Origin of the sequence: Streptomyces sp. NPDC006208, assembly GCF_040613775.1 — a bacterium.
Lineage (GTDB): Bacteria > Actinomycetota > Actinomycetes > Streptomycetales > Streptomycetaceae > Streptomyces.
Genome location: NZ_JBEXSW010000033.1, coordinates 82,778 through 103,587 on the forward strand (window position 1 = coordinate 82,778; position 20,810 = coordinate 103,587).

Genomic DNA, 20,810 nt, shown 5'->3' on the forward strand with positions numbered 1-20,810 from the left:
GCCCGGGAGCCACCGGCACCGGTCCAGGCGTTTCCGGGCGCCCCGGGCCTGTCGGTGCCGCTGGTCAGACGCCCGTCGCGGGCAGGCCGACCGCCACAGGTCAGCCCAATGCGGGTCGTTCCGGCGGTTCCGCCGGGCATCGTGCGGCCCGTGCGGACGGGATTGTGGGAGGTACCCCGCAACGTACGACCGGCGGCTCCGCAGGGGCGCGCATTCCGCGGGGGACGGTCATCGGCGGAGAAGGAGCAGTCACCGGCCGTGCGTCGACTGCCCGGCCCGGCCAAGCAGGTGTGATCGGCACCAATGCCACGAACGGAGCGCGGCCCACCGGTCGTGGAACACCCAGCACGAACGGGGTGGTTGGTACTCCGCGTAGCAACGCAACGGGATCGCGGCCAGCGGCAGGTTCAGGTCGTCCCAGCCAGCGCCGGCCCGAGGACGAGGACCAGGACGGCGGTTCGACGCGTCCGGACCACCTGACAGAAGACGAAGAAACGTGGGCAGCCCGTCGGCGCGGCGCTGTGCCGCCGGTGATCGACTAAGCACTGGAAGGTTCGGAAGTCAGGATGACGGTAGCGATGGCCTGGAATCGAAAGCACGGGGAGCCACGTGCTGTTGTGACGCGTGTGTTCAGTGCCGTGGTCATGGTCACGGCACTGACCGCAGGCGTGGTCGGGCATGCTCCTGAAGCCGCTGCTGATGAAGCACAATCGAAGCAGTGGTACCTCGAGGCCATGGATGCCGAGAAGATCTGGAAGAGCACCACTGGCAAGGGCATCAAGGTCGCCATCATCGACAGCGGCGTCAATCCGAACATTGCGTCTTTGAAGAACCAGGTCCTGAAGGGTGCAGACCTAACCGGTACGCCAGGTGACGAAACCGATGACTACAGCGGTCATGGAACGACAATGGCGGAGCTTATCGTCGGCACGGGGGCAGGCGGTGGACTGCAGGGCCTCGCACCAGGCGCCAAAGTCATCCCCATGAGGGTCAACGACACGGACCGGCAGAACAAGATGCGTGTCAATGCTTTCGACGTGGAGCAGGCCATCAAGGCTGCAGCCGACAGCGATGCGCAGATCATCAATGTGTCGATGAGTAACGACTTCTACAGCTCCCAAGTTCGTGACGCGGTTAAGTATGCGCAGGCGAAGGGAAAGTTGCTCTTCGCGGGTGCCGGTAACGGTGCTGAAGAGGGAAACAAACCGCAGTACCCGGCCAGTTATCCGGAAGCCATTTCTGTTGCCGCTGGTGGATCCGATGGACAGATCGCCCCCTACTCCCAGCACAACAAGTACGTGGACCTCGCTGCCCCGGGTAGCGACATCCCCGGTTGGTGCAACGCATCGTTCAAGAGCTACTGCGATGCCGGTGGCACCAGCAACGCGACCGCCCTCGCCTCCGCCTCCGCCGCCCTCATCTGGTCTGCTCACCCCGAGTGGACCGGCAACCAGGTGCTGCGCGTGATGCTGGAGAGCGCCGGCCGGGGTGGGGACGGCAACAAGAAGGGCCTCAGCGAGTACTACGGCTACGGAGTGGTCCGTCCCGGCGCCCACATCAACCGCGGTCTCGGAAAGCCCGGAGACCCGAATGTCAATCCGCTCACGAACGAGAGGGTCGGCGACTCCTCCGATTCATCCGCTTCTCCCAAGCCCTCTGCACCAGCCTCGTCACAACCCCCCAAGCCCAAGCCCGGATCCAACGCCGCCGTGAAAGGCTCCAGTTCGGAGTCCTCGGACGGCAGCGGTCAGCTGGGACTGGTGCTCGGTGCCATCGCCGCCGCGGTGGTGATCGGAGGCGGAGCCTTCGCCGTTGTGCGCAAGCGTCGCAGCGCGTGACCGCCACCGGCCTCTGGTGACCTCAAGCCACCGCCACCCCGAAACCTCTGCCTATCACCACCCGGTGAAGCGCAGGCCGGCAAGTTCCAACGACACATCAGAAGGGAAACCCAGCCATGTCACAGGGCCAGCGCCTATCAGATGAGCAAGTGGCCAAGCTTCAGGAGCACATTCTTCTGAAGTTCACCTCGATCAAGGGGCAGCTCCACCAGATTCAGGGCACGATCGACAGCCTCGAAGGCCAGTGGAAGGGCATCGGCGCCGGGGCCTTCGACAAGAAGCAGTATGAGATCAACAACTCGATGGTGCGCATCGGCAACCTCCTTGCCGAATACGTTGAGTCGATGACTCTGACGCGCAAGATCAAGGATGGCACGGAAGACGAAATCCGTGCGGCAGTGCAGTCCATCGACGTCAACGACGGCGCCCCGCAGTCGAGCATCCGCGGCCTGTAGCCCAATGAGGGCCCGCTCGACCTCAGCAAGTAATCACTGAAACACAACCATCAAGGAGTTGGGGGAATCATGGCTTTGGGTTCACCGGATGAGCTCGTCGTCAAGTATGGCGCGCTCGACGCGACCGCCACAGTGCTCGGCAACCAGGCCAAGAAGCTCGAAGAGGACCTCGCCGACATCAAGAAGGCCGTGGCCACCGTGGCCGCCGGGTGGGAGGGTGACGCGCACGAGGCCTACACCCGGAAGGCGGCGCAGTGGGACAAGGAGGCCGAGATCATCCACAAGGCTCTCGTGTCCATCACCCAGGTCGTTGCCCGCGCCGGCGGTGACTACATGGGTGGCGACAAGAAGGCTGCCAGCTACTTCCAGTAGGACTGGGGCTGTTCGCAGCCGTCCGGGGTGGGCACGCGCGAGGGGTGCCCACCCCTTCCCATGCCCGAAGTACGGTCGTGCCGGGCTCAGCATGCCGCTGCTCTTGCCCAGCCGTGGCCGTCGCGATCCTCCCAGTCGCCGCCCCGCACGCCCGTCCGCGTAGTTCCTGTCCGCGCGGATCCCCTTCTTCCAGCCGGCCACGACCAGGACCTGACCATGCTCTCGCCCCTCACTCACGACGACCCGGTCGCCATCGGCGCGTACCGCCTCCTTGCCCGGCTCGGCAGCGGCGGTATGGGCACCGTCTACCTGGCTCGCTCGGCCGGAGGCCGCACCGTCGCGCTGAAGACCATGCATGCGGGCATCGCCTCAGACCCTGCCTCGCGTGCCCGTTTCCGACTGGAGACGGACGCGGCCCGAGTTATCGGCCGTCACCACGGTGCAATGGTCGTCGATGCCGACTCACTGGCCGAAACTCCCTGGCTGGCCACCGAGTACGTCCTCGGCCCGCCCCTCGACGAGGCCGTCGCCCTCTCCGGACCGCTGCCCGAGTCCTCGGTCCGTGCCCTGGGCGCAGCCCTCGCCGGAGCGCTGGCCCAACTCCATGCCTCGGACGTCGTCCACCGTGACCTGAAGCCCTCAAACGTCATGGTCACGGCATACGGCCCCAAGATCATCGACTTCGGCATCGCCCGCGCAGCCGGCGACGACCGCCTGACCCGCACAGGTGCCGCCGCGGGCACTCCCGCCTTCATGTCCCCTGAACAGGCCACCGGACAGGAACACACCCCGGCGGGTGACGTCTTCGCCCTCGCCGGCGTGCTCACCTACGCTGCCACCGGCCGGGGCCCCTTCGGCAGCGGTCAGGCAGCAGACCTGCTCTACCGCGTTCGCTACGCGGACCCCGACCTGACCGGCGTTCCCGACCTACTCGCCCCGATCCTGTACCACTGCCTGTCCAAGGAGGCCGGCCGGCGGCCTACGACGTCGGATCTGATCGCTCAACTGCACCACGGCCAAGGTGAGTTCGCTGACCACCTTCCGGACGTGATTCTCGCGGACATCGCCCGCCGCGCGTCGGAGGTGTGGCAGTACCAGCCGTACCGCCTCCAGGCACCGCCGGAATCCCAGGATCCCTCCACCGTCCCGAGCCGCATTTCCCGCCGCAAGTTGCTCTCACTGGCTGGTGGTTCTGTGATGGGCGTGGCCGCGGCAGGAGCAGGAGCAGGAGCGTGGATGTGGATGGGCAGGAAGGGGGCGGACGATGACGCCCATTGCCGCCGAAGTCCTGCACGAACTCGCCGCGTCCGCGCCGGCATCCATGGGTACGGTCCTGGACTCCACAACATCGTTGCTGACGCCCGGCTGGCTGCCCGGCCGGGTGGTGGCGGCGATCGCCCGCCAGTCCGCGGAGATACTTGCCGCGGAGGTCCGTGTTCCGCTGCCGGGAGCGTAGTAACCCACAGTGAGCCGACGCCCCTTGATGACCGTCGCACGTGCAAGGCGGGTCCTGACGCCCGCCGTCAGCCGGTGGCGTGCTTCGTGCTCAGCCGCCACAAAGCGCCCCCAGCGCATGGAAAAGGCGCCCCAGCGCACGGAAAAGGGGCGCACCCGGCAGAGTGCGCCCCTTTCCACATGCCGGCGGCATGGGTCCCACCACCACCGCCGGCCGAACCGGATCGGCCGGTAACCTCGGCTCGATCCGCTCCCACGTCACATCAGTGACCACCAACCGCCCGGACGCATCCGGTCAACTGCTCGGCCACGCCGATGCCCCTCAGCCCTGGACGTCCGGCGGCATGAGACCGGTCTGTACCAACGGGTTCCCGCGCTGACGCGAGACGAAGATGCCCCGTCCGGCCGGCATCGGCCGCATCCGGGCGCCGCCGAGGACATCGCCCTCCTGCGGATCGCCGGAGAGCAGCACACCCTGGGCGCCGAGCTCCATCATCCGCTGCATGAACGGTTCGTAGGAGGACCGGCTCGCCCCCGCCGCGCTGCGGGCGATGATGAAACGCACGCCCACATCGCGCGCGAACGGCAGGTGTTCCGTGAGCTTGGCCAGCGGATTGCCGCTCGATGTGGACACCAGGTCGTAGTCGTCGACCACGACGTACACGGAGGGGCCACGCCACCAGCTGCGGTCCCGCAGCTGCTGGGCCGTGACGTCGGCCGACGGTGTACGGCGCTGCATCAGGTCGGCCAGCGCGTCCACGTGGTGGTCCATGTTGTTGGACATGGGGACGTACTCCGCCAGGTGCGTGGGCGGGGTGACGTCCAGCAGCGCGCGCCGGTTGTCGATCACGAAGAACTTGGCCTGGTCACCGTCGTACCTCTCCGTCACCTGCTTGATGAGCAGCCGCAGGAGGTTGGACTTGCCGGACTCGCTCTCACCGAACACCAGGAAGAACGGGTCGCGGTCGAAGTTGACGAAGACCGGTTCCAGGCTGTTCTCGTCGATGGCGAAGGCCACACCGCGCTTCGGCTCCGCGAAGCCCGCCGGAAGGTCCTGCACCGGCAGTTCGCGCGGCAGCAGCCGCACCGACGGGGCGCCCGGCGCGGTCCAGTGCCGTGAGACCTCCTGCGCCATCGCGGCCGTGGCCTCGGACAGGTCGCTGTCGGAGTTGATGCCGTCGATGCGCGGCACAGCGCCCATGAAGTGGAGCTTCTCCGGCGTGATACCGCGTCCCGGCACACCCGTCGGGACGTTGACGGCGACCTTGCGGTCAACCTCCGAGTCCATGGTGTCGCCCAGACGCAGCTCGAGCCGGTTCATCAGGTGGTCCTTGAGGTTGGAGCGGACCTCCATCGAACGCGACGCCGTGAGGATCACGTGGATGCCGTAGCCCAGTCCGCGCGCCGCGATGTCCACGACGGCAGGCTCCAGGCCTTCGTAGTCGGTGCGGAAGTTGCCCCAGCCGTCGATGACCAGGAAGACGTCACCCCACGGCTGCTCCGTGGCGGAGATCTCGCCGCGCGCCCGCAGCCTGCGGTACGTGGCGATCGAATCGACGCCCGAGCTGCGGAAGAACTCCTCGCGCCGCGCCAGGATGCCGTACACCTCGGCCACCGTGCGCCGTACCTTCTCGGGGTCGAGGCGCGATGCGACGCCACCCACGTGCGGCAGGCCGGCGACGGACGACAAGCCGCCACCGCCGAAGTCGAGGCCGTAGAACTGCACTTCCTGCGGAGTGTGCGTCAGCGCGAAGGCCGAGACGATCGTCCTCAGCAGGGTCGACTTGCCCGACTGCGGACCGCCCACGATCTGCATGTGGCCGGCCGCGCCGGAGAAGTCCCGGTAAAGGGTGTCGCGGCGCTGCTCGTACGGCTTGTCGACCACACCCAGCGGTACGACGAGCCGGCCGGCGCCCTCGTACCCGGGCTGCGTCAGACCGCGGCCCTCCACACCGGCAAGGCCGGGCAGGAGGGCGTCCAGCGGCGGCGGGTTGTCCAGGGGCGGCAGCCACACCTGATGCGCCTCCGCGCCCCGGCCCTCGAGCCGCCGCACGATCACATCGAGTACGGAGTCCGCGAGCGCGTCGTCCTCCGCCGTCCGTGCGTCCGGCACCCGTGTCTGGGAGGTGGGCTCGATATAGCGGACCGGGACGGGTGCCGCGGTGAACGGCACCGGCCTGCGGTCCACCGGAAGCGGACCACCGGCCACGGCCGTGTGCTGGTGGTCGCGGTACACCCCGGAGACGTACGCCGCCTTGAAGCGCACCATCTCGTCCGTACCGAACTTCAGGTACCCGGAACCGGGCACATTGGGCAGCTGGTAGGCATCGGGCACGCCGATCGCCGCACGCGACTCGGCCGCGGAGAAGGTGCGCAGACCGATCCGGTACGACAGGTACGTCTCGAGTCCCCGCAGACGGCCCTCCTCCAGCCGCTGGGACGCCAGCAGCAGATGGACGCCCAGCGAACGTCCGATACGTCCGATCTGCACGAACATCTCGATGAAGTCCGGCATGGCGGTGAGGAGTTCGCTGAACTCGTCGATGACCAGAACGAGCGACGGGATGGGCTGCAGCGGGGCGCCGGCGGCGCGCGCCTTCTCGTAGTCGTGGATGTTGGCGTAGTTGCCGGCGTCACGCAGCATCTCCTGGCGGCGGTTCAGCTCGCCGCGGATGGAGTCGCCCATGCGGTCCACCAGGGTCAGATCGTCCGCCAGGTTGGTGATCACCGCCGCGACGTGAGGCATCTGGGACATACCGGCGAAGGTGGCGCCACCCTTGAAGTCCGCGAGGACGAAGTTGAGCGTCTCCGAGGAGTGTGTGACGGCAAGGCCCAGCACGAGCGTGCGCAGCAGCTCGGACTTGCCGGAGCCGGTGGCACCCACGCACAGGCCGTGCGGGCCCATGCCCTCCTGAGCCGCTTCCTTGAGATCGAGCATCACGGGCGCGCCGTCCTCGCCCACGCCGATCGGTACGCGCAGCCGCTCCGACTGGGAACGGGGGCGCCAGGTACGGCTCACATCGACGGACGCCGCGTCACCGAGGTTCAGAAGGTCGGTGAAGTCGAGGTTGGCGAGCAGCGGTTCGTCGTCGTCCGAGCCCGATGCGACCCGAAGGGGCGCGAGTTGGCGTGCGAGCGCCTCGGCGGCTTCGAGACTCAGCCGGTCGGGCGCTCCGTCGTACACCAGGCCGTGTCCCGACTCCAGCTGCAGCGAATCACGGTGCACGACCACCGACAACCCGCCGCGAGCGCCGGTCATTTCGCCCGGTACGACCTCGATGATGGTCACACCCTGCAGACCCTCTGCCGCCGCGAGCCCGGACATGGCGGGAATCGACTGTCCGTCGAGCACGACGACGATGTGCGGCTGGTCCAGGAGCGGGTGATTGCCGCCCTGGAAGCGCGGGCGTCCGTCGAGGCGCCCTGCGAGCATGTCCTGCAGGTCCCGCGCATCGGTGGTGATCATCCGCCGGCTGCCCGCGCCGTCGCCGGCACCCGGGGCCTGGACGTGCGGGAGCCACTTCGCCCACTCCCACTGCGCAGCCGCTTCCGACCCGGCGGCGATGGCGATGACCAGGTCCTCGGGGGAATGCAGAGAGACGAGCGACCCGACCATCGCACGGGCCGCCGACCGGACGGACTCCGGCTCACCGCTCACCGTCAAGTGGTAGAAGGCGCGCAGCGATACGGCCATGGGCAGGCCGTCAAGAGTGCCGTGCGCCGTGAGGAACTGCTGCATCGCTCCGGCCGTGAGCGGCTCGAGGTCATCGACGGGGGCGGTGTCGGGGGCGATGAGGGGGGTGGCCAACTGCTGGCTTCCCAGTCCGATGCGTACCTGTGCGAAGTCGGGATCGCCGACACGGCGTTCCCACACCCGGCTGCCCTCGGCGACCAGCGCCCACAGCTGCTCGGGGGAGGGGTGGAGATAGAACTGCGCATCCCGCTGGAGGCTGGCGGTGCGCAGCACGCTGCGCCTGGTCTGCGTCAGGTACTTCAGGTAGTCGCGCCGCAGATCTGCCAGCTGCCCCTGGGTGCCGCGCCGGTAGCGCACGAGCATGGCGATGGCCATGCCGACCGTGGACGCGATCATCACCATGCCCATGATCCGCATGATGGGATTCGGAGTCATGAAGAAGAAGACGACGGAACCGCCCATACCCAGCATCGGCAGCAACTGCATGAGTGCACCCTCCTGCTGCCCTCTGGGCAGTTCGGGCGGGGGTTGCACCTGCACCTGCTCGCTGGGTACTTCGGACGGCAGGGCCCGTGGTGGGCGCTTGACGACGATCTGACTCACAGCTCACCAATTCCCTTGCCGGATGGAAATGTTCCTATCGGCGCCCCCGTGGCGACGGGTTCCATCCGCGGTGAGGGATCCTACTGGCGTACGAGGTAACGGGTGGGCGGTAGGGTGGCGCGACGTGTTTGCGCACCCGTGAACTACCGCAAAAAAAGGGTCATTCGGAGCGCAACGCGAGTCCAACGATCCGAGAGATTCACGAGGGGAAGCAGCAGGTGAGTATGACGGCCCCAGCCGCGCCCGCCGGAGCCGGCCAGCCGGCTCCCGCGACTCCGTCCAGCGGCGGCACCGGCTTCTGCCGGGTCACGGTCGTCGCGCCGGACGGGCGCGTCGACGTGGCACTGCCCGAGGACATCCCCGTCGCGGACCTCTACCCGGAGCTCCTGCGCCTGTCCGGACAGAGCCCGGCGCCGGGCGCTCCCGTCGGCTACCACCTGGTGCGCCGCGACGGCACCGTGCTCGACGGCGCCCGTTCGCTCGCCGCCCAGCGGATCCTCGACGGCGAACTGCTCTCCCTGCGGCCCTTCGCCGAGTCGCTGCCGCCGGCGGTCTTCGACGATGTCTCCGATGCCGTAGCCTCCGCGGTCGCCCGCGACCGCACGCTGTGGACCGACAGCCTGATGCGGGGCGCCGGGCTCTTCGGCGGTTCGGTCCTGCTGGTACTGGTCGCCTTCGTCCTGTGGAGCGCCGACCCACGGCACGACATGCACGGCCTGCCGGGCATCCTGGCGGCCGTCACCGGTGTCCTGCTGCTCGCGCTGGCCGGCGTGCGCGCGCGGGTGTACGACGACCGCGGCTCGGCCGTCGCTCTGGGTGTCGGTGCCATGGCCAATGCCGCTGTGGCCGGCGCCGGTCTTCTGGCGCCGGCGGAGGGGCAGGGCATCGGCAGGCTGCAGTTCCTGCTCGCCTGCGCCGCCGTCCTCGTCGTGGCCGTGATCCTCATGATCGTCGCGCCGGCCGGGGACGGCCCCTTCGTGGCGTTCGTCTTCGCTGCCGGCATCGGCCTCCTGGTGACCTTCGTCGCCATCCTGACCGAGCTGGAGCCGACCGAGACCGCCGCGGCGTGCTCGCCGCTCGCCGTGGGCGCCCTCGCCTTCCTGCCCGGCCTCTCCACGCGTTTCGCCCGCCTCCCCATCGGCTTCGAGCCGCCCCGGACCTCCGTCGGTGACTACGGGGCCGACCCCGAGCCCCAGGGGCCCGTCGACGGCGAGCGCATCGCCGCCCAGGCACGGCGCGGCCACGAGCTGCTGGTGGGCCTCGTCGGCGGCTGCGCCCTCGTCGCCGTCGGATCCTCGGCGGTGCTCGGATTCTCGGACAACGTGTGGGGTCAGCTGCTCGCTCTCGCCACCGGCGTCGCCATGCTGATGCGCGCCCACCTCTTCCGCTACACGGCCCAGGTCGGCTGCGCCCTCGCGGCGGGTCTCGGCTCCCTCGCGCTGCTCGGGCTGGGGCTGTGCCTGAACCCTCCGGCGGCCCTGATGCGCGACGCCCTGAGGGGCGACAGCGCGGCTCTCGACATCCGTACGATCTGGCTGGCCGCCGCTGTCGCCGGAATCGCCGCGCTGATCATCGCCATCGGGCTGATCGTGCCGCGCAAGGGTGTCACGCCGTTCTGGGGGCGCTTCCTGGAGATCGCCGAGGTGTTCGTGCTGCTGACGCTCATCCCCCTGTGTCTCGCCGTGTTCGACGTCTACCACTCGATCCGGGCGCTGACGTCCTGAACCGGCTGGTACGCTGTGTGACGGCCGTTTGTGTACGCGATACCCGGAGTCCCGAAGATTCTGGAGTGCAGCGCTCATCGGACCTTCGCCTCCGAGTCACGGAAGCTCCCCTGAGACAAAGACCAGGGGCACTCGTGGGCGCACGAACACCATGAGGAGTACCGAGTGTCTCTCGACGCCGCCACGAAGAAGCAGCTCATCGCCGAGTTCGGCACCAAGGAGGGCGACACCGGCTCCCCCGAGGTCCAGGTCGCGATGCTCTCCCGCCGTATCTCGGACCTGACCGAGCACCTCAAGACCCACAAGCACGACCACCACTCCCGTCGTGGTCTGCTGATCCTGGTCGGCCAGCGCCGCCGCCTGCTGCAGTACCTGGCCAAGAAGGACATCCAGCGCTTCCGTACGCTGGTCGACCGCCTCGGCATCCGCCGTGGCGCGGCCGGCGGTGCCAAGTAAGACGCCGTGGAGGGAGCGGTTCCCACTCTTAGGGGGCCGCTCCCTTTGCTGTACGTGCGCGATGTGCCGGACGCCAATTAGTCTGGTCACACAACGCCACATCCATCGAGCGAGAAGCCGCCTCCTCGCCGCCGGTCCTCGGTAGTGGCCCCCGGACACCACAACATCCGGGTGCTTCGATCGAAGACCGGCCCGCACCCCAGGCGCGCTTCTCCATCATCGTCCTCCACCACACGGGTGTACGGACGAAAAGACGAAACGTAGGAGAAACCGCTAGTGGAGAACGAGACCCACTACGCCGAGGCCGTCATTGACAACGGCACTTTCGGCACCCGCACCATCCGCTTCGAGACGGGCCGCCTGGCCAAGCAGGCCGCCGGCTCCGCCGTGGCGTACCTGGACGACGACACCATGGTGCTGTCGGCCACCACGGCTTCCAAGAAGCCGAAGGACCAGCTCGACTTCTTCCCCCTGACGGTGGACGTCGAGGAGCGGATGTACGCAGCCGGCAAGATCCCCGGCTCCTTCTTCCGTCGTGAGGGCCGGCCCTCCGAGGACGCGATCCTCACCTGCCGCCTGATCGACCGCCCGCTGCGCCCGTCCTTCAGGAAGGGCCTGCGCAATGAGATCCAGATCGTCGAGACGATCATGGCGCTCAACCCCGACCACCTGTACGACGTGGTCGCGATCAACGCCGCCTCCTGCTCCACGCAGCTGGCCGGCCTGCCCTTCTCCGGCCCGATCGGCGGCACCCGTGTCGCCCTGATCAAGGGCCAGTGGGTCGCCTTCCCGACGCACACCGAGCTCGAGGACGCCGTCTTCGACATGGTGGTCGCCGGTCGCGTCCTGGAGGACGGCGACGTCGCGATCATGATGGTCGAGGCCGAGGCCACCGAGAAGACGATCGAGCTTGTCAAGGGCGGCGCCGAGGCGCCGACCGAGGAGGTCGTCGCCGCAGGTCTCGAGGCCGCCAAGCCCTTCATCAAGGTCCTGTGCAAGGCGCAGTCGGACCTCGCCGCGAAGGCTGCCAAGCCGACCGGCGACTTCCCGGTCTTCCTCGACTACCAGGACGACGTCCTGGAGGCGCTGACGGCCGCTGTCAAGGGTGAGCTCGCCCAGGCGCTGACCATTGCCGGCAAGCAGGAGCGCGAGGCCGAGCTCGACCGCATCAAGGAGATCGCCGCCGAGAAGCTGCTCCCGCAGTTCGAGGGCCGCGAGAAGGAGATCTCCGGTGCCTACCGCGCGCTGACCAAGAAGCTGGTCCGCGAGCGCGTCATCAAGGAGAAGGTCCGCATCGACGGCCGTGGCGTCACGGACATCCGTACGCTCGCCGCCGAGGTCGAGGCCATCCCGCGCGTGCACGGCTCGGCGCTGTTCGAGCGTGGCGAGACCCAGATCCTGGGCGTCACCACCCTCAACATGCTCCGTATGGAGCAGCAGCTGGACACCCTTTCCCCGGTGACCCGCAAGCGCTACATGCACAACTACAACTTCCCGCCGTACTCCGTCGGTGAGACCGGCCGCGTGGGCTCGCCCAAGCGCCGCGAGATCGGCCACGGTGCGCTCGCCGAGCGCGCCATCGTGCCGGTGCTGCCGTCGCGCGAGGAGTTCCCGTACGCGATCCGCCAGGTCTCCGAGGCGCTGGGCTCCAACGGCTCGACGTCCATGGGCTCGGTCTGCGCCTCCACCATGTCGCTGCTGAACGCCGGTGTGCCGCTCAAGGCCCCCGTCGCCGGTATCGCCATGGGTCTGATCTCCCAGGAGATCGACGGCGAGACGCACTACGTAGCCCTCACCGACATCCTCGGTGCGGAGGACGCCTTCGGTGACATGGACTTCAAGGTCGCCGGTACGAAGACCTTCGTCACCGCGCTCCAGCTCGACACCAAGCTCGACGGCATCCCCGCCTCGGTCCTGGCCGCCGCGCTGAAGCAGGCCCGCGACGCCCGCCTCCACATCCTCGACGTGATGAACGAGGCCATCGACGTCCCGGACGAGATGTCCCCGAACGCCCCGCGGATCATCACGGTCAAGATCCCGGTGGACAAGATCGGTGAGGTCATCGGCCCCAAGGGCAAGATGATCAACCAGATCCAGGAGGACACCGGCGCCGACATCACGATCGAGGACGACGGCACCATCTACATCGGTGCCGCCGACGGCCCGGCCGCCGAGGCCGCCCGCGCCACGATCAACGGCATCGCCAACCCGACCATGCCGGAGGTCGGCGAGCGCTACCTGGGCACGGTCGTCAAGACGACCACGTTCGGTGCGTTCGTGTCCCTGCTCCCGGGCAAGGACGGCCTGCTGCACATCTCGCAGATCCGCAAGCTTGCCGGCGGCAAGCGCGTGGAGAACGTCGAGGACGTCGTCGCCGTGGGCTCCAAGGTCCAGGTCGAGATCGCCGAGATCGACTCCCGCGGCAAGCTCTCCCTGATCCCCGTGATCGAGGGCGAAGAGAGCTCGGACGCCGAGACGAAGGACGACGCTGCCAAGTGACGTCCCGTAGTTCCAGGACGACGGCCCGCACCTCCTCGGAGGCGCGGGCCGTCGCCCGTACCCAAACACTTCTCCCCGGCAAGGACGGCATCGGTACGGTCCGTCGCACGACGCTTCCCGGCGGACTGCGTATCGTCACCGAGACCCTGCCCTCCGTGCGCTCCGCCACCTTCGGGATCTGGGCCAACGTCGGCTCACGCGACGAGACGCCCTCACTCGGCGGCGCCACGCACTACCTCGAGCACCTCCTGTTCAAGGGCACGCACAAGCGCTCCGCCCTCGACATCTCGTCCGCGATCGACGCGGTCGGCGGCGAGATGAACGCTTTCACGGCGAAGGAGTACACCTGCTACTACGCACGGGTGCTCGACACCGATCTGCCGCTCGCCATCGACGTGGTCTGCGACATGCTCACCGGCTCGCTGATCCTGCAGGAGGACGTCGACGCCGAGCGGGGCGTGATTCTCGAAGAGATCGCGATGACCGAGGACGACCCGGGCGACACCGTGCACGACCTGTTCGCGCACACCATGTTCGGCGACACCCCCCTGGGCCGTCCGGTCCTCGGCACCGTCGACACGGTCAACGCCCTCGGCGCGGACCGTATCCGCCGCTTCTACAAGAAGCACTACGACCCGACCCACCTCGTCGTCGCAGCAGCGGGCAACATCGACCACCAGACGGTCGTACGACAGGTCCGCCGCGCCTTCGAGCAGGCCGGCGCCCTGTCCCGTACGGACGCGGTCCCCACCCCGCCCCGGGACGGACACCGCGCCCTGCGCACCGCCGCCCGCGTCGACCTGCAAAGCCGCAAGACCGAGCAGGCACACGTCGTGCTCGGCATGCCGGGCCTCGCCCGCACCGACGAGCGCCGCTGGGCGCTCGGCGTGCTGAACACCGCGCTCGGCGGCGGTATGTCCTCGCGGCTGTTCCAGGAGGTCCGGGAGAAGCGCGGTCTCGCCTACAGCGTGTACTCGTACACCTCGGGCTTCGCCGACACCGGCCTGTTCGGCGTCTACGCGGGCTGCCGCCCGAGCCAGGTCCACGACGTCCTCAAGATCTGCCGCGACGAGCTCGACCGGGTCGCCTCCGAGGGCCTCGCGGACGACGAGATCAGCCGCGCCGTCGGCCAGCTCTCCGGCTCCACCGTGCTGGGCCTGGAGGACACGGGCGCGCTGATGAACCGCATCGGCAAGAGCGAACTGTGCTGGGGCTCGCAGATGTCGGTCGACGAGATGCTCGCCCGCATATCCGCGGTCACCCCCGACGAGGTACGCGCGGTGGCCCGCGACGTACTGGGACAGCGCCCGTCGCTGTCGGTGATCGGCCCGCTCAAGGACAAGCAGGCGGACCGCCTCCACGAAGCGGTCTCCTAACCCGTAAGAAGGAAGTGCAATGAGCAAGCTGCGCGTGGCCGTTCTGGGTGCCCAGGGCCGAATCGGCTCCGAGGCCGTACGGGCCGTCGAGGCCGCCGACGACATGGAGCTGGTCGCTGCCCTCGGCCGGGGCGACAAGCTGGAGACCCTCGTGGAGTCCGGTGCCCAGGTCGTCGTCGAGCTGACCGTCCCGGCGTCGGTGATGGGCAACCTCGACTTCTGCGTACGCCACGGGATGCACGCGGTCGTCGGCACCACGGGCTGGACCGACGAACGCCTCGCGCAGCTCCGTGCCTCGCTCACCGCCTCGCCCGGGACCGGGGTGCTCATCGCACCGAACTTCTCCATCGGCGCCGTACTCACCATGAAGTTCGCTCAGCAGGCTGCGCGTTACTTCGAGTCCGTCGAGGTCGTCGAACTGCACCACCCGAACAAGGCCGATGCCCCGAGCGGCACCGCGACCCGCACCGCTCAGCTCATCGCCGCTGCCCGTGCAGAGGCCGGCTGCGCGCCGCAGCCCGACGCCACCGTCTCCGCCCTGGACGGCGCACGCGGCGCGGACGTCGACGGCGTCCCGGTGCACGCGGTGCGGCTGCGCGGCCTCCTGGCCCATCAGGAGGTCCTGCTCGGCGGCGAGGGCGAGACCCTGACCATCAGGCACGACTCTCTGCACCACAGCAGCTTCATGCCCGGCATCCTGCTCGGCGTGCGCCGCGTGGTGTCCGCTCCCGGCCTCACGTTCGGCCTGGAAAATTTCCTCGACCTGGGCTGAGCAGGACCTCAACCATGCGCGCAAAGATCTCGTACTTCGTCACGGCGGCCGTCCTGGTCGTCTACTTCGTCCTGGTCGGCAGCCGCGGTGTGATGCTGCTCCAGCAAGGCACCGCGCTGACCGTCACCTTCGGCGCCGCGGTGCTGATCCTGCCGGTGATCGGCGTCTGGTTCCTGTGGAAGAACACCGAGTTCGTCAGGAAGGCCAACGCCCTCGCCACCGAACTGGACGCCGAGGGCGGGCTGCCCGTGGACGAGCTGGTCCGTACGCCCGGCGGGCGTATCGACCGGGACTCGGCGGACGAGGTGTTCGCCAAGCGCCGTGCCGAGACCGAGGATTCACCGGACGACTGGCGCTGCTGGTTCCGGCTGGCCGTCGCCTACCACGATGCGCGTGACACCCCACGCGCGCGCAGGGCGATGCAGCGCGCGATCGCCCTGCACGACGGCAGGCCGCTGCCGAGCTGATCCGGCCAGCCCGGACGAGAGGACCTAGCCGCGCCGGTACTCGTCGCCCCAGGCCTCCACGGTGTCGGTGGCGCGCTCGAAGGCCTCGGGCCGGGACAGGAAGTCGGCGTCGTGGTCGGTGAGCAGCAGGAGCGGCTCGTCGTTCGGATGTACGACGACGAGTGCCTGTCCCTGCACGGTCCGCGGCAGCCCCAGCCAGCGCACCGGCTGCTGCACCGTACGCAGCGCCGAAGCGCGGTCCCACGACAGCGTGGTGGTGGAGAAGAACGCCACCCTGCGCACTCCGTTCCGGCTGACCCAGGTACCCATGCGGAGCAGCCGCAGCGCGGTGGCGATCACCATGACACCGATCAGCAGACACACCGCCGCACCGGGCAGAGCACCGGCGAAGGCGATGATCATCGCGGCGAGCAGCACGAAGGAGGCGAGCAGCAGCAGCAGCGCCGCCGTCCCGACCCGCCACGGGCCGGGACGGTAGGGCCGCCGCCACTGGTCGTGGTCGTCGAAGGGCAGTGCAACGTCGTCGGAACCGTCGGCAGCGCCGAAAGCACGGTCGGCCGTCAGAAAAGGCAGGGGCACGACTGATCCTCACTCACCAGCACACTCGATTGGGCTGTGACCGGTGAGGCTACCGAGGAGGATGTGGTGCGACCACCCCAGGGCCCGGACGGCTCAGCGGCCATCCGACGCCTCGGACTGCTGCACCTGCCCGGTCGCCTTGCCGGTCTCCAGAGCGGGGAGCCCGAACAGGAGAGAGCCGACCAGCCCCGCTACGACGGTCAGCCCGATCAGCGTACGGCCCGCGAGAGCGGACAGGGTCGGCCGTTCACGGGGCGGGGGAGTGACGTTGCTGCGGAAGCGGTCGGCCTCGGCGACGAATGCGAACGGAACGGTCTCGCGCCCGGGGGCACGGCCCAGCGGCTGCTGGGGGAGGAACATCAGGGATTCTCCTTGCCATTCTGTGACGGGACGTTGCTACTGGTACAGACGAGCAGAACCGCCGCTTGGTGCCGGAATTCCACAGATTTACTCAGAGGGGGGCAGGGACCCCTGGAACGGGTACGTCGATAGAGTGGGCGCCGCCGCAGCGTTCACTTGGAAGGACCCCTGGTGCTCGACACCCCCACCGAGATCAAGCCGAGCTTCCGCAGCGATGTCACCGTCGAGCTGGTGAAGCACACCGCGGGAGACTCCGACGTGCTGTGGGCCGCCCGTGTGTCCACGGCAGGTGAGCAGTCGCTCGAAGAGCTCTCGAAGGACCCGGAGCGCTCCAAGGGCCTCATCAATTACCTGATGCGCGACCGCCACGGCAGCCCGTTCGAGCACAATTCGATGACCTTCTTCATCAGCGCCCCGATCTTCGTCTTCCGTGAGTTCATGCGGCACCGCGTCGGCTGGTCGTACAACGAGGAGTCCGGCCGCTACCGCCGGCTGGAGCCGGTCTTCTACATCCCGGACGCCGAGCGCAAGCTCGTCCAGGAGGGCCGCCCGGGGAAGTACGTCTTCGTGGAGGGCACCCAGGCGCAGCAGGAGCTCACCGGCCGCGTCATGCAGGACTCGTACCGTCAGGCGTACGAGGCCTACCAGGAGATGCTCGACGCGGGCGTGGCCCGCGAGGTGGCCCGCTCGGTCCTCCCGGTCGGCCTCTACTCCTCCATGTACGCGACCTGCAACGCCCGCTCGCTGATGCACTTCCTCGGCCTGCGGACGCAGCACGAGGATGCCAGGGTCCCTTCCTACCCGCAGCGTGAGATCGAGATGGTCGGCGAGAGGATGGAGCAGCAGTGGGCAAAGCTCATGCCGCTCACCTACGCAGCCTTCAACGCCAACGGTCGCGTCGCCCCGTAGGGCACAGATGTCCGATCAGCCCCGAGAAGTGTCCGTATTGCGGCGTTTCGAGAAGTTCATCTAGGCTGATCAAACGGACCCGGCACTGCTTGAACCCCCGAGCAGGCAGTGCCGGGCTCCACATGCCACGTTGTACGTCACGTCCCCCGAGGGGACACCGCGGACTGAGCAGCGAGTAGCGTGTTACCCATGGCTCCGATCTCCACTCCGCAGACCCCCTTCGGGAGGGTCCTCACCGCCATGGTCACGCCTTTCACGGCGGACGGCGGACTCGACCTCGCGGGCGCCCAGCGACTGGCCGCGCATCTGGTCGACGCAGGCAACGACGGCCTGATCATCAACGGCACCACCGGCGAGTCGCCCACCACCAGCGACGTGGAGAAGGACCAGCTCGTACGGGCGGTACTGGAAGCGGTCGGAGACCGGGCCCATGTCGTCGCCGGCATCGGCACGAACGACACCCGTCACAGCATCGAGCTCGCACGCGCCGCGGAACGCGCCGGCGCACACGGCCTGCTCGCTGTGACGCCGTACTACAACAAGCCCCCGCAGGAGGGCCTGCTCCGTCACTTCTCGGCCATCGCGGACGCCACCGAGCTCCCGGTGATGCTGTACGACATCCCCGGCCGCAGCGGCGTCCCGATCGACACCGAGACGATCGTCCGCCTCGCCGACCACCCGCGGATCGTCGCCAACAAGGACGCCAAGGGCGACCTGGGCCGCGCCAGCTGGGCCATCGCCCGCAGCGGCCTCGCCTGGTACTCCGGCGACGACATGCTCAACCTCCCGCTGCTCTCCGTCGGCGCGGTCGGCTTCGTCTCTGTCGTCGGCCATGTCGTCACCCCGGAGCTGCGGGCCCTTCTCGACGCCCACCTCAACGGTGACGTCCAGAAGGCGACCGAGATCCACCAGAAGCTGCTCCCCGTCTTCACCGGGATGTTCCGCACCCAGGGGGTCATCACCACCAAGGCCGCGCTGGCCCTGCAGGGCCTGCCCGCCGGTCCGCTGCGCCTGCCCCTGGTGGAGCTCTCCCCGGAGGAAACCGCCCAGCTCAAGATCGACCTGGCGGCCGGCGGGGTACAGCTCTGAACAGACTTCATAACTGAATATCCGAGGAATGCCGACCGGCGTGGTCGGCCACAGACAACAGCAAGTGCACGAATGTCATGTACGCCACGTGCCTGAGCGGCACGTGGCGTACGTGGTGAGGAGAGTCTTTTGAGTCATCCGCATCCCGAACTCGGCGCGCCCCCCAAACTGCCCAAGGGCGGCCTGCGCGTCACCCCGCTCGGCGGCCTCGGGGAAATCGGCCGCAACATGACGGTCTTCGAATACGACGGCCGACTGCTCATCGTCGACTGCGGCGTCCTCTTCCCGGAGGAGGAGCAGCCAGGAATCGACCTGATCCTGCCCGACTTCACCACCATCCGGGACCGCCTCGACGACGTCGAGGGCATCGTGCTCACGCACGGCCACGAGGACCACATCGGCGGCGTCCCCTTCCTGCTCCGGCTGAAGCCGGACATCCCGCTCATCGGCTCCAAGCTGACCCTCGCGCTGATCGAGGCCAAGCTCCAGGAGCACCGCATCCGCCCGTACACCCTCGAGGTGAGCGAGGGGCAGCGCGAGCGCATCGGCGCCTTCGACTGCGAGTTCATCGCCGTCAACCACTCCATCCCCGACGCCCTGGCCGTCGCCATCCGCACCCCCGCGGGCATGGTCGTCCACACGGGCGACTTCAAGATGGACCAGCTCCCGATGGACGGGCGCCTCACCGACCTGCACGCGTTCGCGCGGCTCAGTGAGGAGGGCATCGACCTCCTCCTGTCCGACTCGACGAACGCCGAGGTCCCGGGCTTCGTTCCGCCGGAGAAGGACATCTCCAATGTCCTGCGGACCGTCTTCGCGAACGCCCAGAAGCGCATCATCGTGGCCAGCTTCGCCAGCCACGTCCACCGCATCCAGCAGATCCTCGACGCCGCGCACGAGTACGGCCGTCGTGTGGCCTTCGTCGGCCGTTCGATGGTCCGGAACATGGGCATCGCGCGCGACCTCGGCTACCTGAAGGTCCCGGCCGGCCTGGTCGTGGACGTCAAGACGCTGGACGACCTTCCCGACCATGAGGTCGTGCTCGTCTGCACGGGCTCGCAGGGCGAGCCCATGGCGGCTCTGTCCCGGATGGCCAACCGCGACCACCAGATCCGTATCGTCCAGGGCGACACGGTGATCCTGGCGTCGTCCCTGATCCCGGGCAACGAGAACGCGGTCTACCGCGTGATCAACGGCCTGACCCGCTGGGGTGCGAACGTCATCCACAAGGGCAACGCCAAGGTCCATGTCTCGGGCCATGCGTCGGCCGGCGAGCTGCTGTACTTCTACAACATCTGCAAGCCGAAGAACCTGATGCCGGTCCACGGCGAGTGGCGCCATCTGCGCGCCAACGCCGAGCTCGGTGCGCTGACCGGTGTTCCCAAGGACCACATCGTCATCGCCGAGGACGGAGTGGTCGTCGACCTCGTCGACGGCAAGGCCAGGATCGTGGGCAAGGTCCAGGCCGGCTACGTGTACGTCGACGGCCTCTCGGTCGGCGATGTCACCGAGGCCTCCCTCAAGGACCGTCGCATCCTCGGGGACGAGGGCATCATCTCGGTGTTCGTGGTGGTCGACTCCGCGACCGGCAAGATCGTCGGCGGAGCGAACATCCACGCACGGGGCTCCGGCATCGAGGACTCCGCGTTCGACGTGGTGATCCCGAAGATCGAGGAAGCCATCCACAAGTCCGCTGCGGACGGCGTGTCCGAGCCCCACCAGCTGCAGCAGCTGATCCGCCGTTCGGTCGGCAAGTGGGTCTCCGACACCTATCGCCGGCGCCCGATGATCCTCCCCGTCGTCGTCGAGGTCTGACGCTCGCGACGACGGCGATCCTGGAGCGGAGCCCCCGATTTGCATCGGGGCGCTCCGCTCCAGTACGTTTACGTCTCCACCCGAACGGAACGCGGGCACTTGTGTGCTCGATTCACGGTCTCCGAACCGGGTGGGAATTCCGACTCAGAATCTCTGATAAAGTCGGTCCAGCCGAAAGGCAAAAGGCCCCCAACGGCCACCGGAAACGAAATCCGAACCGGAAACGGAACGGAAAAAGGATCTGGTAAGGTTGGAAACGCAAGACCGAAGGGAAGCGCCCGGAGGAAAGCCCGAGAGGGTGAGTACAAAGGAAGCGTCCGTTCCTTGAGAACTCAACAGCGTGCCAA

General features: G+C 68.2%; 16 protein-coding genes and 1 pseudogene. 14 read left to right on the plus strand and 3 right to left on the minus strand.

Annotation, left to right across the window (positions count from 1 at the left end; translation table 11 throughout):
- Nucleotides 1–566: 566 nt before the first annotated feature.
- The 5 genes and pseudogenes from ABZ208_RS25520 (at nucleotide 567) to ABZ208_RS25540 (ending at nucleotide 4,121) form a co-directional block, all read left to right on the plus strand.
- Nucleotides 567–1,838: a S8 family serine peptidase gene (locus ABZ208_RS25520; RefSeq protein ID WP_356911792.1), complete on the plus strand. Its 1,272-nt coding sequence runs from the start codon at nucleotides 567–569 to the stop codon at nucleotides 1,836–1,838.
- Nucleotides 1,839–1,954: 116 nt separating this feature from the next.
- Nucleotides 1,955–2,293: a WXG100 family type VII secretion target gene (locus tag ABZ208_RS25525; RefSeq protein WP_356911793.1), complete on the plus strand. Its 339-nt coding sequence runs from the start codon at nucleotides 1,955–1,957 to the stop codon at nucleotides 2,291–2,293.
- Between the two features lie 69 nt (nucleotides 2,294–2,362).
- The gene (locus ABZ208_RS25530; RefSeq protein ID WP_356911794.1) at nucleotides 2,363–2,665 is read left to right on the plus strand and encodes a WXG100 family type VII secretion target; all 303 of its coding nucleotides are present in this window, start codon (nucleotides 2,363–2,365) and stop codon (nucleotides 2,663–2,665) included.
- A gap of 294 nt (nucleotides 2,666–2,959) precedes the next feature.
- A pseudogene (locus ABZ208_RS25535) lies at nucleotides 2,960–3,613 on the plus strand (serine/threonine-protein kinase); the annotation flags it as partial.
- Nucleotides 3,614–3,929: 316 nt separating this feature from the next.
- Nucleotides 3,930–4,121 (plus strand): hypothetical protein, encoded by a 192-nt coding sequence (locus tag ABZ208_RS25540; RefSeq protein WP_356911808.1) that lies wholly within the window; start codon nucleotides 3,930–3,932, stop codon nucleotides 4,119–4,121.
- Nucleotides 4,122–4,442: 321 nt separating this feature from the next.
- On the opposite strand, the gene eccCa is transcribed toward ABZ208_RS25540, so the two are convergent.
- A complete protein-coding gene (eccCa, locus tag ABZ208_RS25545; RefSeq protein WP_356911795.1) occupies nucleotides 4,443–8,417 on the minus strand; it encodes a type VII secretion protein EccCa in 3,975 nt (1,324 codons plus the stop codon).
- Between the two features lie 218 nt (nucleotides 8,418–8,635).
- On the opposite strand from eccCa, the gene eccD reads away from it, so the two are divergent.
- The 6 genes from eccD to ABZ208_RS25575 all read left to right on the plus strand — a co-directional run bounded on the left by eccD (nucleotide 8,636) and on the right by ABZ208_RS25575 (nucleotide 15,711).
- Nucleotides 8,636–10,141 carry a type VII secretion integral membrane protein EccD gene (eccD, locus tag ABZ208_RS25550; RefSeq protein WP_356911796.1) on the plus strand — a complete coding sequence of 502 codons (1,506 nt, stop codon included), beginning with the start codon at nucleotides 8,636–8,638 and terminating at the stop codon, nucleotides 10,139–10,141.
- A 165-nt stretch (nucleotides 10,142–10,306) separates the two neighbouring features.
- Complete coding sequence (gene rpsO, locus ABZ208_RS25555) at nucleotides 10,307–10,597, plus strand: 30S ribosomal protein S15 (protein ID WP_328395751.1); 291 nt, start codon at nucleotides 10,307–10,309, stop codon at nucleotides 10,595–10,597.
- Nucleotides 10,598–10,873: 276 nt separating this feature from the next.
- The gene (locus ABZ208_RS25560; RefSeq protein WP_356911797.1) at nucleotides 10,874–13,096 is read left to right on the plus strand and encodes a polyribonucleotide nucleotidyltransferase; all 2,223 of its coding nucleotides are present in this window, start codon (nucleotides 10,874–10,876) and stop codon (nucleotides 13,094–13,096) included.
- Nucleotides 13,093–14,472, plus strand: coding sequence for a pitrilysin family protein (locus ABZ208_RS25565; RefSeq protein WP_356911798.1), 1,380 nt, complete (start codon nucleotides 13,093–13,095; stop codon nucleotides 14,470–14,472). The genes ABZ208_RS25560 and ABZ208_RS25565 overlap by 4 nt, the downstream gene beginning before the upstream one ends.
- Before the next feature lie 19 nt (nucleotides 14,473–14,491).
- A complete protein-coding gene (gene dapB / locus ABZ208_RS25570; protein ID WP_356911799.1) occupies nucleotides 14,492–15,244 on the plus strand; it encodes a 4-hydroxy-tetrahydrodipicolinate reductase in 753 nt (250 codons plus the stop codon).
- A 14-nt stretch (nucleotides 15,245–15,258) separates the two neighbouring features.
- The gene (locus tag ABZ208_RS25575; protein WP_356911800.1) at nucleotides 15,259–15,711 is read left to right on the plus strand and encodes a tetratricopeptide repeat protein; all 453 of its coding nucleotides are present in this window, start codon (nucleotides 15,259–15,261) and stop codon (nucleotides 15,709–15,711) included.
- Between the two features lie 24 nt (nucleotides 15,712–15,735).
- Here ABZ208_RS25575 and ABZ208_RS25580 read toward each other — a convergent pair whose 3' ends face one another.
- Nucleotides 15,736–16,290, minus strand: coding sequence for a hypothetical protein (locus ABZ208_RS25580; protein WP_356911801.1), 555 nt, complete (start codon nucleotides 16,288–16,290; stop codon nucleotides 15,736–15,738).
- Between the two features lie 93 nt (nucleotides 16,291–16,383).
- The gene (locus tag ABZ208_RS25585; protein WP_328395739.1) at nucleotides 16,384–16,650 is read right to left on the minus strand and encodes a hypothetical protein; all 267 of its coding nucleotides are present in this window, start codon (nucleotides 16,648–16,650) and stop codon (nucleotides 16,384–16,386) included.
- A gap of 171 nt (nucleotides 16,651–16,821) precedes the next feature.
- On the opposite strand from ABZ208_RS25585, the gene thyX reads away from it, so the two are divergent.
- From thyX to ABZ208_RS25600, 3 genes are all read left to right on the plus strand, one after another.
- Complete coding sequence (gene thyX, locus ABZ208_RS25590; RefSeq protein WP_356911802.1) at nucleotides 16,822–17,559, plus strand: FAD-dependent thymidylate synthase; 738 nt, start codon at nucleotides 16,822–16,824, stop codon at nucleotides 17,557–17,559.
- Nucleotides 17,560–17,748: 189 nt separating this feature from the next.
- Nucleotides 17,749–18,648, plus strand: coding sequence for a 4-hydroxy-tetrahydrodipicolinate synthase (gene dapA, locus ABZ208_RS25595; RefSeq protein ID WP_356911803.1), 900 nt, complete (start codon nucleotides 17,749–17,751; stop codon nucleotides 18,646–18,648).
- Between the two features lie 129 nt (nucleotides 18,649–18,777).
- Nucleotides 18,778–20,463, plus strand: a complete 1,686-nt coding sequence (locus ABZ208_RS25600) for a ribonuclease J (RefSeq protein WP_356911804.1) — start codon at nucleotides 18,778–18,780, stop codon at nucleotides 20,461–20,463.
- The last annotated feature ends 347 nt before the right edge of the window (nucleotides 20,464–20,810 follow it).

What these genes read in the sequence shown, in the direction of transcription:
- ABZ208_RS25585 (WP_328395739.1), bottom strand. Translation starts at nt 16,650, where the DNA reads ATGTTCCTCCCCCAGCAGCCGCTGGGCCGTGCCCCCGGGCGCGAGACC.
- ABZ208_RS25575 (WP_356911800.1), top strand. Translation starts at nt 15,259, where the DNA reads ATGCGCGCAAAGATCTCGTACTTCGTCACGGCGGCCGTCCTGGTCGTC.
- ABZ208_RS25520 (WP_356911792.1), top strand. Translation starts at nt 567, where the DNA reads ATGACGGTAGCGATGGCCTGGAATCGAAAGCACGGGGAGCCACGTGCT.
- ABZ208_RS25530 (WP_356911794.1), top strand. Translation starts at nt 2,363, where the DNA reads ATGGCTTTGGGTTCACCGGATGAGCTCGTCGTCAAGTATGGCGCGCTC.
- dapB (WP_356911799.1), top strand. Translation starts at nt 14,492, where the DNA reads ATGAGCAAGCTGCGCGTGGCCGTTCTGGGTGCCCAGGGCCGAATCGGC.
- ABZ208_RS25540 (WP_356911808.1), top strand. Translation starts at nt 3,930, where the DNA reads ATGACGCCCATTGCCGCCGAAGTCCTGCACGAACTCGCCGCGTCCGCG.
- dapA (WP_356911803.1), top strand. Translation starts at nt 17,749, where the DNA reads ATGGCTCCGATCTCCACTCCGCAGACCCCCTTCGGGAGGGTCCTCACC.
- ABZ208_RS25525 (WP_356911793.1), top strand. Translation starts at nt 1,955, where the DNA reads ATGTCACAGGGCCAGCGCCTATCAGATGAGCAAGTGGCCAAGCTTCAG.